The 15,173-nt window shown below is 40.0% G+C and carries 16 protein-coding genes and 1 tRNA gene; 8 read left to right on the forward strand and 9 right to left on the reverse strand.

Translation table 11 applies throughout. The features are described 5' to 3' along the window. Positions 1-5: 5 nt before the first annotated feature. From nuoH to HCCG_RS04895, 8 genes are read right to left on the reverse strand one after another with little or no spacing between them, the layout of a single operon-like run. The gene (gene nuoH, locus HCCG_RS04860; RefSeq protein ID WP_034548324.1) at positions 6-995 is read right to left on the reverse strand and encodes an NADH-quinone oxidoreductase subunit NuoH; all 990 of its coding nucleotides are present in this window, start codon (positions 993-995) and stop codon (positions 6-8) included. A gap of 5 nt (positions 996-1,000) precedes the next feature. Then, the gene (locus tag HCCG_RS04865; RefSeq protein ID WP_002956322.1) at positions 1,001-3,523 is read right to left on the reverse strand and encodes an NADH-quinone oxidoreductase subunit G; all 2,523 of its coding nucleotides are present in this window, start codon (positions 3,521-3,523) and stop codon (positions 1,001-1,003) included. After that, on the reverse strand, positions 3,520-4,356 hold the full coding sequence (locus HCCG_RS04870) for a hypothetical protein (RefSeq protein ID WP_002956323.1): 837 nt from the start codon (positions 4,354-4,356) through the stop codon (positions 3,520-3,522). The genes HCCG_RS04865 and HCCG_RS04870 overlap by 4 nt, the downstream gene beginning before the upstream one ends. After that, positions 4,353-4,580 (reverse strand): NADH-ubiquinone oxidoreductase subunit E family protein, encoded by a 228-nt coding sequence (locus HCCG_RS04875; protein ID WP_002956324.1) that lies wholly within the window; start codon positions 4,578-4,580, stop codon positions 4,353-4,355. Before HCCG_RS04875 ends, HCCG_RS04870 begins: the two co-directional genes overlap by 4 nt. Before the next feature lie 10 nt (positions 4,581-4,590). Further along, entirely contained in the window at positions 4,591-5,820 is a 1,230-nt protein-coding gene (nuoD, locus tag HCCG_RS04880) for an NADH dehydrogenase (quinone) subunit D (RefSeq protein ID WP_002956325.1), read from the reverse strand. Beyond that, a complete protein-coding gene (locus tag HCCG_RS04885; RefSeq protein WP_015453343.1) occupies positions 5,817-6,560 on the reverse strand; it encodes an NADH-quinone oxidoreductase subunit C in 744 nt (247 codons plus the stop codon). Before HCCG_RS04885 ends, nuoD begins: the two co-directional genes overlap by 4 nt. Positions 6,561-6,585: 25 nt before the next feature. Beyond that, entirely contained in the window at positions 6,586-7,095 is a 510-nt protein-coding gene (locus tag HCCG_RS04890; protein WP_002956327.1) for a NuoB/complex I 20 kDa subunit family protein, read from the reverse strand. After that, entirely contained in the window at positions 7,077-7,481 is a 405-nt protein-coding gene (locus HCCG_RS04895) for an NAD(P)H-quinone oxidoreductase subunit 3 (protein ID WP_002956328.1), read from the reverse strand. Before HCCG_RS04895 ends, HCCG_RS04890 begins: the two co-directional genes overlap by 19 nt. A 240-nt stretch (positions 7,482-7,721) precedes the next feature. Between HCCG_RS04895 and HCCG_RS04900 the strand changes: the two genes are divergently transcribed. Beyond that, positions 7,722-7,799 (forward strand) — tRNA-Pro (locus HCCG_RS04900). After that, entirely contained in the window at positions 7,772-7,987 is a 216-nt protein-coding gene (locus HCCG_RS11675) for a hypothetical protein (protein ID WP_230197905.1), read from the forward strand. The genes HCCG_RS04900 and HCCG_RS11675 overlap by 28 nt, the downstream gene beginning before the upstream one ends. A 132-nt stretch (positions 7,988-8,119) precedes the next feature. Here the strand turns inward: HCCG_RS11675 and HCCG_RS12520 are convergent, their stop codons facing one another. Beyond that, the gene (locus HCCG_RS12520; RefSeq protein ID WP_002956329.1) at positions 8,120-8,359 is read right to left on the reverse strand and encodes a hypothetical protein; all 240 of its coding nucleotides are present in this window, start codon (positions 8,357-8,359) and stop codon (positions 8,120-8,122) included. 483 nt (positions 8,360-8,842) lie between these two features. On the opposite strand from HCCG_RS12520, the gene HCCG_RS04915 reads away from it, so the two are divergent. The 6 genes from HCCG_RS04915 (at position 8,843) to HCCG_RS04940 (ending at position 15,156) form a co-directional block, all read left to right on the forward strand. Beyond that, entirely contained in the window at positions 8,843-9,856 is a 1,014-nt protein-coding gene (locus HCCG_RS04915; RefSeq protein ID WP_172583201.1) for a flagellar basal body P-ring protein FlgI, read from the forward strand. Between the two features lie 54 nt (positions 9,857-9,910). Next, positions 9,911-10,282, forward strand: coding sequence for a hypothetical protein (locus HCCG_RS04920; RefSeq protein WP_002956331.1), 372 nt, complete (start codon positions 9,911-9,913; stop codon positions 10,280-10,282). Continuing rightward, positions 10,275-11,330: a sensor histidine kinase gene (locus HCCG_RS04925; RefSeq protein ID WP_002956332.1), complete on the forward strand. Its 1,056-nt coding sequence runs from the start codon at positions 10,275-10,277 to the stop codon at positions 11,328-11,330. Before HCCG_RS04920 ends, HCCG_RS04925 begins: the two co-directional genes overlap by 8 nt. Before the next feature lie 278 nt (positions 11,331-11,608). After that, complete coding sequence (locus HCCG_RS04930) at positions 11,609-12,970, forward strand: L-serine ammonia-lyase (RefSeq protein WP_002956335.1); 1,362 nt, start codon at positions 11,609-11,611, stop codon at positions 12,968-12,970. Positions 12,971-13,021: 51 nt separating this feature from the next. Beyond that, positions 13,022-14,335, forward strand: coding sequence for a 3-phosphoshikimate 1-carboxyvinyltransferase (gene aroA / locus HCCG_RS04935; RefSeq protein WP_002956336.1), 1,314 nt, complete (start codon positions 13,022-13,024; stop codon positions 14,333-14,335). Continuing rightward, positions 14,335-15,156: a 4-hydroxy-3-methylbut-2-enyl diphosphate reductase gene (locus HCCG_RS04940; RefSeq protein ID WP_002956337.1), complete on the forward strand. Its 822-nt coding sequence runs from the start codon at positions 14,335-14,337 to the stop codon at positions 15,154-15,156. The genes aroA and HCCG_RS04940 overlap by 1 nt, the downstream gene beginning before the upstream one ends. Positions 15,157-15,173: the final 17 nt, after the last annotated feature.

The raw sequence follows: 15,173 nt of genomic DNA on the forward strand, positions 1-15,173 counted from the left end.
CACTCCTAGAGAAGTAAAATACAACCAGTGATAAGCACATTTAAAAGTGCAAGGGGAAGCATCACTTTCCAGCACATACGCATAAGCTGGTCAGGTCGCACATGCGGGAATGAAGCTCTAACCCACATAAACAAAAAGATAAAAAAGCATACTTTTAGCAAAATAGCAATGCCACCGGGGATAAAGCCTAAATCATTAAATCCACCGCAAAAAATAAGGCTTAGAATAAACGCAGTGGCGAACATATTCGCATACTCGCCGATGAAAAACATACCCCATTTTAGCCCACTATACTCACTTGCAAAGCCAGCTGTAAGCTCTGCTTCGTGTTCAAGCAAGTCAAAAGGTGTGCGGTTTAGCTCCACATACGCAGCAATAAGAAAAAGCACAAAGGCAAGGGGCTGTTTAAACAAAAGCCAATCAAATATGCCGCCTTGCTGATAGTTATTAATATCCACAAGCGATAAGGAAGCTACAATCATCAAAGGTGCTAGGAGAGATAGCATAGTAATCACTTCAAAGCTCAAAAACTGCAAAGCCGCCCTTGCTCCGCCAATAAGCGACCATTTATTCCCAGAGCTTAGTCCAGCAAGAAGTGGTGCGTAAATCCCACAAGAGCCAACCGCTAGGATAAATAAGATTCCAACATTAATATCAGCAATAATAGGGCGAATCGTGTAGCCAAAAAGCTCAAATTCAGGGAAAAAGGGTATAGGTGCCATAGCGACAAAAGCCGTTATAGCGGCAATTGATGGTGCTAAGATAAATATGGGTTTTATGGCATTTTGCGGGATAATATCCTCTTTTGTAAAAAGCTTAATCCCATCGGCAACAACCTGCAATAAGCCATAAGGTCCTACATAGTTTGGTCCAATGCGTTTTTGAAAAAAGCCCAAGACTTTGCGTTCTAAATAAGTGCCAAACCCAGCTAATGCTGAAAAAATAAGCAAAACAACTAGAATCTTAAGAATAGTTTCAATTATGCCACCAGTCAAATCACTCATAACGCACTCCTTGTAGGCTCGGATTCAGGCTTAGATTCAGCCATTTTGCCGCTTAGCTCGGCTTTCATTAACTCCACTTTAGCCCATTGATTTTGAGCAAAGATTCTATCCGCCCCTTCAAGCATAGGATTGATAAGAAAATATGGTTCGCTCAAGCGATGATCTATGTATAACACCCCGCTTACTTGCGTTGTAGAATCCCAAAGCGTGATTAAATCTCCCTCTTTCATACCTAGCTCTTCAAATAACGCATTGCTCACATAAATGCCTATTTTATTTTGTAAATGCACACTTGAAGCGGTGTAGGCGTTAAATTGCGAGGGCGAGTGGAGTTTGTAGGCATTATAAGTTTGATAATGCGGTAGCTCTAGCTTATTAGATTGAGATTCTGCTAGTGGTGTTAGGGTGATTGATTTGAAGCGATAGCCCCGCATATCAGTGCCATCATTGGCAAACTTATTTTCAAAGTCATCAAACTCACAGCCACAAATAAGGCTTGTGTAATCAATGAGATATTCCCCCTTCATACCAAAGGCTTTAGCAATATCGCTTAAATCATAGCCTTTAAATGTAAGGGCAGGTTTTAAAGGCAAGATTCTGCTATCAACGCTTGTATAAGTGCCCTCCATTTGATTGATAGCAGGCAAAATAAAATCAGGCGATTGTGTAGGGCATTTTTGGCTATCATCTATACTAACACAATCAGATTCGCATACAAAATCCCCGCTTGTGCGGTAGCCTATGCTGTATGTAGAATCTGCTCTTTTTGGGCTAAAATCACAAATCATCGCTAGTCCAAGGGCGTTGGCAAATGGTGGAATGAGTAATACTTTTAACGCCCCTTTATGCTCTAAGATTCCAAGAATGTGAGCTAGAATCTGTGCTTGTGGATTTTCATATATTTCTGCTCCAAGCACAAGCAGTGGGGTATTTTGAAGTATTTGCTTCAGTGTGTCAAACTCATTGATATTGGCTTCAAGCAAGGCTTGAAACTTCACCTCTTCTTTTGTCTCTTTTATTATTTCTGTAATCTCTTGCTCTATCTCCTCTCCTGCCTCATTTGTGCTTGTAATAGTCTTTTTCACTTCTCTTTCAATGGGCGTTGTAATGGTGATTTTACTTTCAAGCAGGGGTGCTAGAATCTGCCGCAATGTGTGAGATTCTACATCTTCATTATTTTCTACATTTTCTAAATACGCAAGGGCAATCGCACCAACAGCAACGCCTAGGGCATCCTCACGATAGGCAATGTGCGTGAGTGATTTGCTTAGGCTTGTCATCAGCGTATCATTGAGCGGGTGCATATAGATAGCGTTAGAGCATTTTTGGAGTTTAAGTTTATTATTTAGCATATAGCGTAAGGTCGGCACTTGGTAGTTTATCGCGCTGCCTAGGATAATGACATTTTGTGCGTTTTTAAACTCATCTAAATGATTGAGATTTGTCTTTTGAGCGTGTGTCAAAAAGGCATTAATGAAGTTTTTAAAATCTAGGGCTTCTTGGTTGTGAAGTGTGAGATTCTGTATCTTAGCGATGTGATTTAGCACAAAGGCCTCTTCATTTGTTGTTTGATTGCCTACATTAATAGAATCTGCGTTCTTAAAGGCGTTAATAGCAGTTTGTAGATTCTGCTTAGGCTCCGGGCTTGAGCTGACATCATAGGCATAGCGTCCCGCCCCACAAATGGGATTAAAGTAGAAGTCATTTTTTACGCGGAAAATATGCGGTGTGCCAAGGCTATCATTATGACGGACATCATAGGTGATTTTACAGCCCATAGGGCAGTGCGGACAGGTGGAATCTATCTTTTTGAGTTCCCACGCATTGGCTTTGTATTTAAAGTCATTTGTGCTTAATGCCCCCACAGGACATACGCTAATGCACTCTCCGCAGTCAAAGCAAGGCGTTTCGCCCACAAATGCGATTAAAGCCTTTTGCTTTCTAGCCCACACGCTTAGGGCGTCCTTTGGCATTTTCTCTTTCCATACTGCTGTGTCAAGCACCTCTAAATCCGCCTTTTGTGCTTTTAAGTTATTCTCCCCTAAGTTGTCCTTACAGGTTGTGGCACATCGCTCACACATAATGCAAAGATTAGGGTCATAGACGACTTTTGCCCAAGTTTTATGGGGCTTGTCATTTTCTCTAATGTGATAATTTTGCGAAGTAACATTCATTTTAAGCGTGTAGTTTTGCAGCTCACATTCCCCACTTTTATCGCACACACCGCATTGCAGTGGGTGATTGACATCATAGCTTTGCATAATAGCATTGCGTTCTTCCATAATCTCGGGCGTATGGGTAAGGATATTCATACCATCTTTTGCCTTTGTGTTGCAAGAATAGCTGCGTTTCCCATCAGCGTCTATCATACAGAGCTTACACGCCATAGTAGGAGAGCAACCAGAGAGATAGCAAATCGCTGGAATCTCAATGCCCTCTTTACGCGCGATATTAAGGATACTCTCTCCCTCAACGCAAGAGATAGCTTGATTATTGATTGTAATGGTAATTTTACTCATAATATCACCTCTACTTTTTTGTAAGGATAGCCTAGATTGACATTAGACACATCAGGGAGATATAAAAGGGCGATTGTGCCTTTGAGTGAGCTATCATATTGACATTGCGTTAGAATCTGCTGGGATTCAAAGCCTAGTGTAATGCTTGTTTTATCCTGCAATTTGAATGCTGGAGCAAAAAGCGGTGGTGCTTTAAGCAAGGGTGAATCTATTGTGCTAGCATAGTCGTGCTTAGGCATAACGTAGATAAAATTTCCATTAGATTCTGGGAGCTGCTCACAGGGTGAGAGATTAGCCTCCACACTTTGACTTGGGCTAATAGAATCTATGAGTTCAGGCATAATAATTTCTATATTTGTGAGTTTGCTTAAAAGCCCAAGTATATGGGCAATATCCTTGGCATTTGGGTGCTGGGCTAGTTCAGAGCCTAGCACAAGAGCAAAGCTTGAAGGGTTGAGAAAGATTTTAAGTTTTTCTAGCTCTTCTTCTGCGAGATTAGATTCCGAAGAGAGAAAGCCCACATCAAGCTTATCAAGCATACCATTAAGCTTTGATGTAAGGGCAGAATCTATCCCATTTGGTTGAAATACAGATAAAAGCGTGTGGGCTAAAAGCCACGCTACACCAAACTCCGTGCCAATCTCATACCTAGCAAAATGTGTAATTTGCTCATTGTTTTCAAGCAATGGAAGCGGATGCAGAATAAAAAGCTTAGAATCCGTATCTATCTTTTCCCATAAATAGCCAAAGCTAAGAAGTGTTTTGTGGCTTGTTGGGCTTGTTTGTATGGGCTTATTTGAAATATTGCTTAAGATTCTAGCAAAGGCTTTCATTTTGCCCTCCTTACAACAATACTCCAATCCACTTCATTAAATCGCAAACTATTCAGCAACTCATCACCACGATTAAGCACACAATCAATGGCTTTTTGAACATTATTAAAATCTCTCACTTCAAAGAGAAATATCGCCACTTCTCCTTGAGAAAGCTCATCGCACAACTCACTTAATCGCTTTTCAAAGTCATTTGCCAAATGTCGCAAATCATATCGTCTCATATCGCTCCTTTTACCTATCCACTTCGCCAAATACGATATTTGTTGAACCAATAATTGTTGGAATATCCGCGACATAATGTCCTACTAAAAGCTCTTGTAACGCTCCTGTGTGATAGAAGCTCGGTGTGCGGATTTTGAGCCTATGCGGAGAGGGCATTCCTTGAGAGTTGATAAAAAATCCTAGCTCCCCTTTTGGAGATTCAGTTGGGACATACACTTCCCCAACAGGCGGACGCATACCTTGTGTAACAAGCACAAAATGCTGCATTAAAGAATAATTTTGCGTCATAATATCTTCTTTTGGTGCAGAAATATAGCGGGCATCTTTTGCCATTATCTCACTTGGTGTGCTTGGATACATAGTCATAAGCTGCTTAAGAATCTTAATAGATTCATAAATCTCTTCAATATAGAGTTGATAACGCGCATAGCAATCGCCCTCATTTGCCACAGGCACTTCAAAATCAAGCTCATTATAAAGCTCATAAGGATTATGTTTGCGAATATCCCACTTAATCCCACTGCCTCGTGCCATAATCCCACTTAAGCCCCACTGCTTAATAAAATCTTGTGAGACTACACCCACATCTTCAAGCCTTATACGCCAGATTCTATTTTTATCAAGCAATCCACGCACAAGATCAAGCGTTTTAGGCACGCTTTGGGTAAATCTTTCCACACTTTGTAAAAAATTATGTGGCAAATCAAGTGGCACACCGCCTATGCGGATAGCATTATGCGTAAGCCTAGCCCCGCAATAATCCTCCATCAAATCAAGTCCATATTCACGCTCAATAAAGCAATACAAAAAGATGGACAACGCCCCAACATCCATACCGTGAACGCCAAGGAAGAAAATATGCGAGATTATGCGATTAATCTCTAAAAGCATCGTGCGAATAACTTTAGCACGCAGTGGCACTTCCACGCCTATAAGCTTTTCAACCCCTAGAGCAAAGGCGTAGTTGTTACTTGTAGCAGCAATGTAGTCTAGCCTATCGGTTGTTGGCATAAACTCATTGTAAATCATATTTTCAGCCATTTTTTCAATACCACGATGAAGATAGCCAATATCGGGTGTAGCTTTGATGATTTTTTCATTTTCTAGCTCAAGGATAAGGCGGAGCTGTCCGTGAGCTGAAGGGTGCTGTGGTCCAAAATTGATCACCATTTTGTCATTTTCTTGTTCAAAAAAGATATTTTCAAAGTTTGGTTTAAGTTTGGTGTAGTTTTGCTTCATCGGCGTTCCTTCAATTCCTTGCTTGACTTAAAGGATTTCAGCAGGGCTGGAGCTTTAGATTCTTGATAGCGAGATTCAAAACTAATGGCAGAGAAGTTTTTATCATCATTTCTATCAATCCTTGCACTATCGCGTTGCTCTGCTCCAATAATTTCTCGGTATTCCTTGCCAAAGATTTTATCCACTTCATACCACGCAGCATATTCATCACCTTGCAAAGGGTAACTTTTAAGCAAGGGGTGTCCTACCCAATCTTTTGGCATAAGTAGCCTTTGTAAATAGGGGTGTCCATCAAAGATAATCCCAAACATATCAAAGCACTCTCTCTCGCTCCAATTCGCACTTTTAAAGAGTGGTGTGAGCGAAGTGATATGTTCCCCTTTTTTGATTTTTGTTTTTATTTTAAGACGCTTAGAGCTTGTATCCTCAAGCTTAAGAAGCAGGTAAAAAAGCTCAAATTCATTATTTTCCTCTAGCTTATCAATCGCACTCATCTCTGTTAAAAAATCATAGCCCAAAGCGTATAGCTCTTTAATGAGTGGTAGAATCTGTGTGGATTCTACCCAAAGTGTGATGAGATCATTTTGGATATAGCTTTGTGTGATAGGTGTATGCAGGGCTTGAAGAAAAGATTCAAACTCACCTAAAGGGAGCATTGGCGAAGTCGGCATTACATCAAAGCGGTTTGTGTAATATATGCTTTTTTGTGCGTTAGCCTTAGGGGGATTTTGTCGTATCATTTTGCACCTCTTGTGTATTTGGCTTTCATACAAGTCGCTTTGGTTTGATTTGCGGGATAGCTTTTTGTTTGCGGATTTTTTGCTGAAGTACCATAACTGCGTATTGCAAAGTCTCTGGTCTAGGCGCACAGCCGGGCAGGTAAATATCAACGGGGATAATCCTATCCACCCCTTGAACGGTTGAATAAGTATTAAACATTCCGCCCGTATTGGCACAGCTCCCCATAGAGATGACCCACTTTGGCTCGGGCATTTGGTCGTAAAGTCGGCGGACAAACTCGGCGTGTTTTTTTGTTACCGTCCCTGATATAATCATCAAATCCGCCTGTCTAGGCGAAGCACGAAAGATTGTCCCGAATCTATCTAAATCAAAGCGGCTGCCACCTGTCGCCATCATCTCAATCGCACAGCACGCCAAGCCATAAGTAAGCCCCCAAAGTGAATTGCTTCTCCCCCAATTCAGTAGCTTATCCACACTGCTAAGGGCGATGGGAAGTCCCGCACTTTGTGTATAATTTACTTGATGCTCTGCCACGATAACGCTCCTTTCTTCCACGCGTAGATAAATCCTACAACCAAAAAGGCAATAAAGCTTAACATTTCAAAAAACACAAAATTCCCAAGCCCAATGTATGTGAAATATTTAAAATCTATCGCCGAAGGAATCATAAAAATCACTTCAATATCAAAAAGGATAAAAAGCAGGGCAAGGATAAAAAAGTGCGTGGAGATTCTATTTTGCTGCTTATTTGGGGTAGGACCGCACTCGTAGGTTGAGAGTTTGAGCTTTTCCCTATCCTTTTTTGCCATTTTTCTTGAGATAATGCGTTGCAGTCTTAGTGTGAGTGTAAAAGCAACACTTGTCAGCACAAACAGCACAAAAACGCCAAAATATGGATGTTCAAAGACAGAATGACTCATCTTGTTCCTTTTTGTTGTTGTAATTTGTGTGCGATTGTAGTGTATAGATTCTAAAAATCAGTATGTTTGGTTAAAAAATACTTTACAAATATTAAAAAAGAGTTACTTTTTTACTCCCAAAACTATGTGCGATTATTGATTTAGGTAGATTCTACACAGCGTTGTTTAATTGCTTAAATGTATCAGTCTGTTTAGGTATATTAACAAAATTTGATATAATGCCGCCTTTGCTTCTTTTGGCGGAGTATAGCGCAGCCTGATTAGCGCGCACCCTTGGGGTGGGTGAGGTCGTGGGTTTGAATCCCGCTACTCCGACCATTTCTTTTACTTCAAGCCTTAATAGAATCCTAAAAAATATTTTGTGGTTTTATGCAGATAGTAGCAAAGATTTTATCTGTTTTGATTTAAGCTTATCAGCCCAAGCTAATGGACTAATGAAAAGAAATAAACAAGGTGGGCTTGTTATTGGTGCAAATAAAACTGGTGGAATGGGGAAAGCGTTTTAGTTTTGTTTGACACATTCCTTAATTGTTTCTAGTGATGGCAACTCTAATTCCGCATTCTTTCCTTGTGAAATATCAATCATTGATTGGATAGATATATGATAAGGATTTTTAATTTGCCATACAGAAACTTTGTCATTTTTTTGTTTGCTGCTTTATGTCATCAAGCCCCTCGAGATACTTGTTGTTAGACTGGGTGTTTTTGTGTTCTTCACACAGCTTACCATTATTTGCAAGAAATTTGTGGTAGTTTTCTTGCATCAAAATCAAGTCCTCATATAGAGGATTTTGCTTCTCCTTTAAAAGGGCTATTTCCTCACTAATTGCTTTATCCATATTTTCTGTTTTAATGCCATCTTGCAGTGTTTTAGGCATAATTATGTTCTCTAAAAATAATTTCTAAAGCTTCCTATCTCTTTGCTTCCGAAGATGAAGGCATCATTAGAAAGGTTGCTACAAGAAAAAATCCTATCAAACCAAAAAACACCCACACAAAAGCTCTAATCTTTTTTTTGTGCAGTCTTCTTATCACTGCTCAACACATCTGCTAAAAATAAAGTCTCTAACCAACTCATTTTCTTATCTCCTTTTTGTTTTTACTTAGCGATATTATATACACAATGTAAATGCAGATTCAAATAAAAAAAAGAAAACACAGCAAGAAAGCAATATAAATGATTAAAATCCGAAAGAATCTAGATTCTAGGAATGCAAATTGCTTTAAAATCTCGCAAAATATGTAAAAGTGTATAGAATCTTAAGTAGCAAGGACGCGAAATGAGACAGGTTGAGCTAAGTCAATTTAGGCTAAATCAAAGGTTAAACCAAGTAAAACTAAGCAAGATAAAACTCGTTCTTATAGCCTTTTGGCTGATGTTTGGAATCTCCGCTCTATATGGGCAAAAAATAAGCCAAATCGCCCAAGTTGTCGGCATTAGAGATAATAGCCTTGTAGGCTATGGGCTTGTGATAGGGCTAAATGGTACAGGCGATAAGAGCGGATCAAAATTCACAATGCAAAGTATTGCCAATATGCTGGAAAGTGTCAATGTCAAGCTTTCAGCAAATGATATTAAGTCTAAAAATGTCGCCGCGGTTATGGTAACGGCTTCTTTGCCACCTTTTGCACGGCAGGGCGATAAGCTTGATATTTTAGTCTCTTCCATCGGTGATGCGAAATCTATTAGCGGTGGCACACTTGTGATGACACCCCTTACCGGAGTTGATGGCAATATCTATGCTCTAGCTCAAGGCAATATCACAATGGGAGAAAGTGGGAGTGTATTATCGGGTAGAATCATAGGTGGGGCGAGTGTGGAGCGTGAGATAAACTATAATCTTTATAATCAAGAAAATGCCACTCTAAGCCTTAAAAGCTCACATTTACAAAATGCCATAAAGATTCAGCAAACGCTTAATAGCGTGTTTTCTGATGCGATAGCGGTGGCTGTGGATGCAAGGACTATCAAACTTAAAAAGCCAGAGAATCTTAGTATGGTGGAGTTTCTAGCCCTTGTGGAAGAAGTAGAGATAGACTACTCACGCAAGGAAAAAATCATTATAGATGAGAAAACCGGCACGATTGTAGCGGGAGTTGGCATTAGTATTGATCCTGTGGTGGTAACGCACGGCGATATTACGATTAAAATCTCTGATGAGATTTTAGAAGATCCAGAGGCGACAAAGCTAGATAATGATATTTTAATGAGTAAGTCCCAAGGCACAATCGCTAGTGTAAATGGCACAAAGCCCACGGTTTCAAGCGTTGTTAAGGCTTTACAAAAAATGGGTGCGACACCTAAAAATATCATCTCTATCCTTGAAAATATTAAAAAATCCGGTGCATTGCGTGCGGATATTGAAGTGATGTAAGATTTGAAGCTAAAGGCTGAAATCAAGTTTTAAAATGATATAAGGAGTGAAAAAATGAATGTAGATACTTCTATGGCGTTAATGAATTTTCACAAAGCTAAAGATTCTAATAAATTGCGTGTAGATTCAGCGGATTTACAAGGGGAGGACGCAAAACTAAGGGAGCAGACAGATAATTTTGAATCTTTGCTTTTAAAGATTATGTTAGAACAAGCGATAAAAAATGATGATACACTTTATCCTAAACAGGCTGGGAGTGATATTTACCACTCAATGTATATTGATAACTTAAGCCAAGAGCTAAGCGGGAGCTTTGGGTATAGTGAGCTACTTTTTAACTTCCTAAAAGAGCAGCAAAATCAAGGCAAGGTAAAGCCAAATCCCACCACAAAACTAACTAATGGAGTAAAGAATCCTTATGGATAATCAAAATATCATAAGCCCAGAGATTTTACAGCATTTAAGCAGTGATGATAAAAGTGTCCTGCTTGAATCTTTAGCCACACTCATACAAAGCACCTATGGCACAGAGCAGGAGTTTAAAAAGCTTCAAAGTGATTTTAATGCGTTAAAAGCCTTGTATGAGTGGGTTTTAGAGCTGATACCTCAAGCGGTGTGGGTGCTAGAATCTGATAAGAGTGTGTTTTATCAAAATGAGCACGCAAATAAGCTAAAATCAATGCTACCAAGTATTATCAACCTGCAAGAAGGCGAACACGAGGTGGAATTTGAAGGGCAGTTTTATCTCTTACAAAATAATAGAAAAAATGATAAACAAGTGATGAGTGCGACACATATCACTAACCAAAAGCGACAAGAGCGACTAGCCTCTATGGGGCAAGTCTCCGCACATCTAGCACACGAGATACGCAATCCAATCGGTTCAATCTCACTTTTGACTTCAAGCCTACTTAAAAGGGGTGATGAGCAGATAAAACCGCTTGTGTTTGAGATGAAAAAGGCACTTTGGCGAGTGGAGCGACTCATCAATGCGACTTTGCTTTTTACAAAAGGTGTGAATCCAAATAGGCAGATTCACGCTCTGATTGATTTTGAATCTGATTTATATGATAGTGTTGGGTATTATACTTATTCAAAGCCTATTGAGTTTAGTTTTAAGCTTTGTGATGGCGATGTGAGTGAGATTCTAGCGGATTTTGATTTATTAAGTATTGTGCTACAAAATTTCTTATCAAATGCCATTGATGCTATTGAAGCGGGGGAGTGTGAAGCGGGGCAAGTGAGTATTACTTTTAGCGATGAGAGTGATTTTTGGTGCTTTAGTATCAGTGATAATGGCGTGGGGATTAAAGATAAAAATATTTTGTTTGAGCCATTTAAAACAACAAAGCTAAAGGGCAATGGGCTTGGCTTGGCGTTGTGTCAGCAGATAGTGGTAGCACATAATGGAAGCATTGAATTACAAGATTCACAAGAGACAAAAACCTTTTTTGTTAAAATTGCCAAAAACTAAACTTTATATTGTTATAATGCGTGGAAACAGCAGAAAGTAGAATCTGCATTGTCTTTTTAGTGCTTTCAAGGGAGTTTGATTCTTGTGCGTCGTCATTTTGCAAGTGTGGATTTTGCAGGTTTGGACTAGTGCTTCGCACGAGTGTGGCTTTGCCACTGCATATATCTCAATAAACTTCTCGCACAAGAATCTGCACAACCCTTGAAATTATCTAAAAATACTTCCACAGTAGACATTTTGGATTTTTTAGAATCTAGTATCTTCTAAAGGGTGGCAATATGAGCAATCTTAGCATTTTCAAAATCGGTGTAGGTCCTTCAAGCTCTCATACACTTGGACCGATGTTGGCTGGGAATTTATTTTGTGAGCGAGTAGATTCTAAAAGAGAATCTGTAAAAAGAGTGGAGATTATTCTTTATGGCTCTTTGTCATTGACAGGCAGGGGGCATTTGAGTGATAAGGCTATCCTTTGGGGCTTAAGCGATTTAAAAGCACAAACTATCACCGCAGAGCTTCAGCATAAGATCATAAATGACTGCTTACAGGGGCAGATTCTAAATCTGTGTGGAAAAAAACAAATAAGTTTTAACTATGAAAAGGATTTGATTTTTTCACAAGAGTTTTTGCCACTCCACGAAAATGCCCTAAAAATCACCGCTTTTGATGAAAATGCTAAGATTATAGAATCTCAAGTGTATTATTCCACAGGTGGCGGATTTGTCGCTACACAAGATGAGCTAGAGTCTCATTTACAAGGGGGGATTAGAGCAGAATCTCACTTTGCCTTAGAGATTGATAATGCTTCACATTTATTGGAGCTTTGTGAAAAGAAAAATAAGAATCTCGCTCAAATATCGCTAGAGTATGAGTTGCAGTTTCACACACAAGAGCATATCTCACGCTATTGCCAAGAGATTTGGGGGGTGATGGAAGATTCTTATCATCGTGGGTGCAATCCACAAAGTTTAGAATTACCCGGCAAAATACACTTACACCGCAGGGCAAAGGGGCTAAGTGAGCGATTAAAACCAACGACTGATCCTTTTGGGATTATTGATTATGTTTCATTGTATGCTATTGCTATTGCTGAAGAGAATGCTGCGGGGGGCAAGGTTGTTACCGCACCGACAAATGGGGCTTGTGCGGTGATACCTGCTGTCATTTTATATCTTAAAAATCATACCATAGGCTTTAATGACAAATTGATTGAAGATTTTTTGCTCTCTGCTATGCTGATTGGCTCATTGTATAAAAGGAATGCGTCAATTAGCGGTGCGGAAGCTGGGTGTCAAGCGGAGATTGGCTCGGCTAGTTCTATGGCAGCAGCCGCTATGGCAACAACCCTTGGAGCAGATGCAAATAAGGCGTGTAATGCTGCGGAGATTGCTATGGAGCATCATTTGGGGCTGACTTGCGATCCTGTAGGTGGGCTTGTGCAAGTGCCTTGTATTGAACGGAATGCCTTTGGGGCGATTAAGGCTATTAGTGCGGTGCGGATTGCGATGGGTAGGACTTCTAAGCCGATTGTGGGGCTTGATGAGATTATCTCTACAATGTATCAAACCGGCAAGGATATGAATCGCAAATATAAAGAAACCTCGCTTGGTGGCTTGGCAAAGACGCTTTCAAGCGTGTGCTGATGTGATAAAAATGGGCTGAAAAATATAGAATCTAGAATCTAAGGGGAATATATGCGTATTACAAAAATTGCAGCGGCAAAGAGATTTGAGCTAGAATTTGATAGTATTGCCACGGATAAGTCAATCTCGCATCGTGGGGCGATGTTTGCCCTTTTGGCAAATGCGCCTTGTGAGATAAAGGGATTTTTAGAAGGGGAGGATACGCTGCATACTTTAGAGATTGCTAAGAATCTAGGGCTTGTGGTGGAAAAAAGGGGGGATATACTTCACCTTACCCCGCCAAAAGGAGGGTTGCAAGAGCCAAAGCAAGTGCTTGATTGTGGTAATGCAGGGACAGGAATGCGGCTGTATGTGGGGCTTTTAAGCGGAGTAAAGGGGCATTTTGTCTTAAGCGGTGATGAGTATTTAAATGCACGCCCTATGGGGAGAGTGATTGAGCCTTTAAGTGCCATTGGGGCGGATATTAGGGGGAGAGAGCAGAATAAATACGCTCCTTTAAGCATACAAGGAGCAAGGTTAAAAAGTTTTAATTATCAAAGCAAAATTGCTTCAGCTCAAGTCAAAAGTGCGATGATTTTAGCCGGATTACGCACAGAGGGTAAATGCAGATTCTATGAGCCGCTTTTAAGTCGCAATCACACGGAGAATATGCTCAAAGGTATGGGTGTGAAAATACAAGGGCGTGAGATTCAAAGCGGGACAAATGCGGTGGATGGCTATGAGGTGGAGTTTGAAGGCTCTTGTAAAAAATTAGAATCTTTTAAGCTTGAAGTCCCAGCCGATCCTTCAAGTGCGTTTTTCTTCGCTGTGGCGGCGTGTGTGCTAGAATCAAAGGTGCTGTTAAAAAATGTGTTGCTCAATAAAACGCGCATTGAGGCTTTTAAGATTCTAGAATCTATGGGGGCAAAAGTGAGCTATAATGTGAGAAGCTCACTATATGAAGAGATTGGCGATATTGAAGTGCAAGGGGGGCGATTACAAGCAGTTCAAGTGGATAAAAATATCGCGTGGCTTATTGATGAGCTTCCAGCTCTTGGTGTGTGTTTTGCTTTAGCAAAGGGGCGGAGTGAAGTGCGGAATGCTAAGGAGCTAAGGGTAAAAGAGAGTGATAGAATCCTAGCTACTATTACAAATTTGCGTGCTATGGGAATAGAATGTGAGGAATTTGAAGATGGCTTTAGTGTGAATGGTGGGGAGTTAAAAAGAGCTAGAGTTAGCTCTTTTGGCGATCATCGCATTGCGATGAGTTTTGCTATCGCCCAGCTTGTGTGTGGCGGGGAGATTGAAGATAGTGCTTGTATTGATGTGTCATTTCCAAATTTTTTAGAGCTTTTAGGGCAAATTACTGATGTGGAGAATATATAATGGAAGTAAAACTTGCGAAAAAATACGGATTTTGTTTTGGTGTAAAAAGAGCTATTAATATTGCTGAAAAAAACAAACACGCCACGACTTTTGGTCCGCTTATTCATAATGCCAAAGAGATAGAGCGACTGCAGAAAGATTTTAATGTAAGTTTAAGTGAAACTTTAAATCAAGCTCAACAATTTCAAAGTATCATTGTCCGCACGCACGGCATTACAAAGGGTGATTTAGAGACTTTAAAAAATCAGCAGATTCATATCGTTGATGCAACCTGCCCCTTTGTAACAAAGCCACAAAATATTGTGGAAAAGATGTCAAATGAGGGCTATCAAATTGTGATTTTTGGCGATAGTAATCACCCAGAAGTAATGGGTGTGGCGAGTTATGGTGAAGATGTGATTATCGCAGGGAGTGTGGAAGAGCTAGAAAATGTGAAGTTTAAGAAAAAAGTAGCCCTTGTATCCCAAACAACAAAGCAACCTAAGCTTTTTGGCGAGATTACGGCGTTTTTAGCAACAAAAGTGAATGAATGCCGCGTGTTTAATACTATTTGCAATGCGACTTTTGATAATCAATCTGCGGTTGATGAACTAAGCAGAGAAGTAGATGTGATGATTATCGTTGGGGGGAAAAACTCCTCAAACACAAAGCAGCTTTTAAAAATCGCACAAAAATATTGTGAGAATAGCTATTTGGTAGAAGATGAAAATGAGTTAGAAAGGGCGTGGTTTGAAAATAAGAAACTATGTGGAGTGAGTGCGGGAGCTTCTACTCCGGATTGGATTATTCAAAATGTTGTGGCAAAAATAGAACAAATTTAAGAATCTTTTATAACACA

It is taken from the genome of Helicobacter cinaedi CCUG 18818 = ATCC BAA-847 (assembly GCF_000155475.1).
Taxonomy (GTDB): Bacteria; Campylobacterota; Campylobacteria; order Campylobacterales; family Helicobacteraceae; genus Helicobacter_C; species Helicobacter_C cinaedi.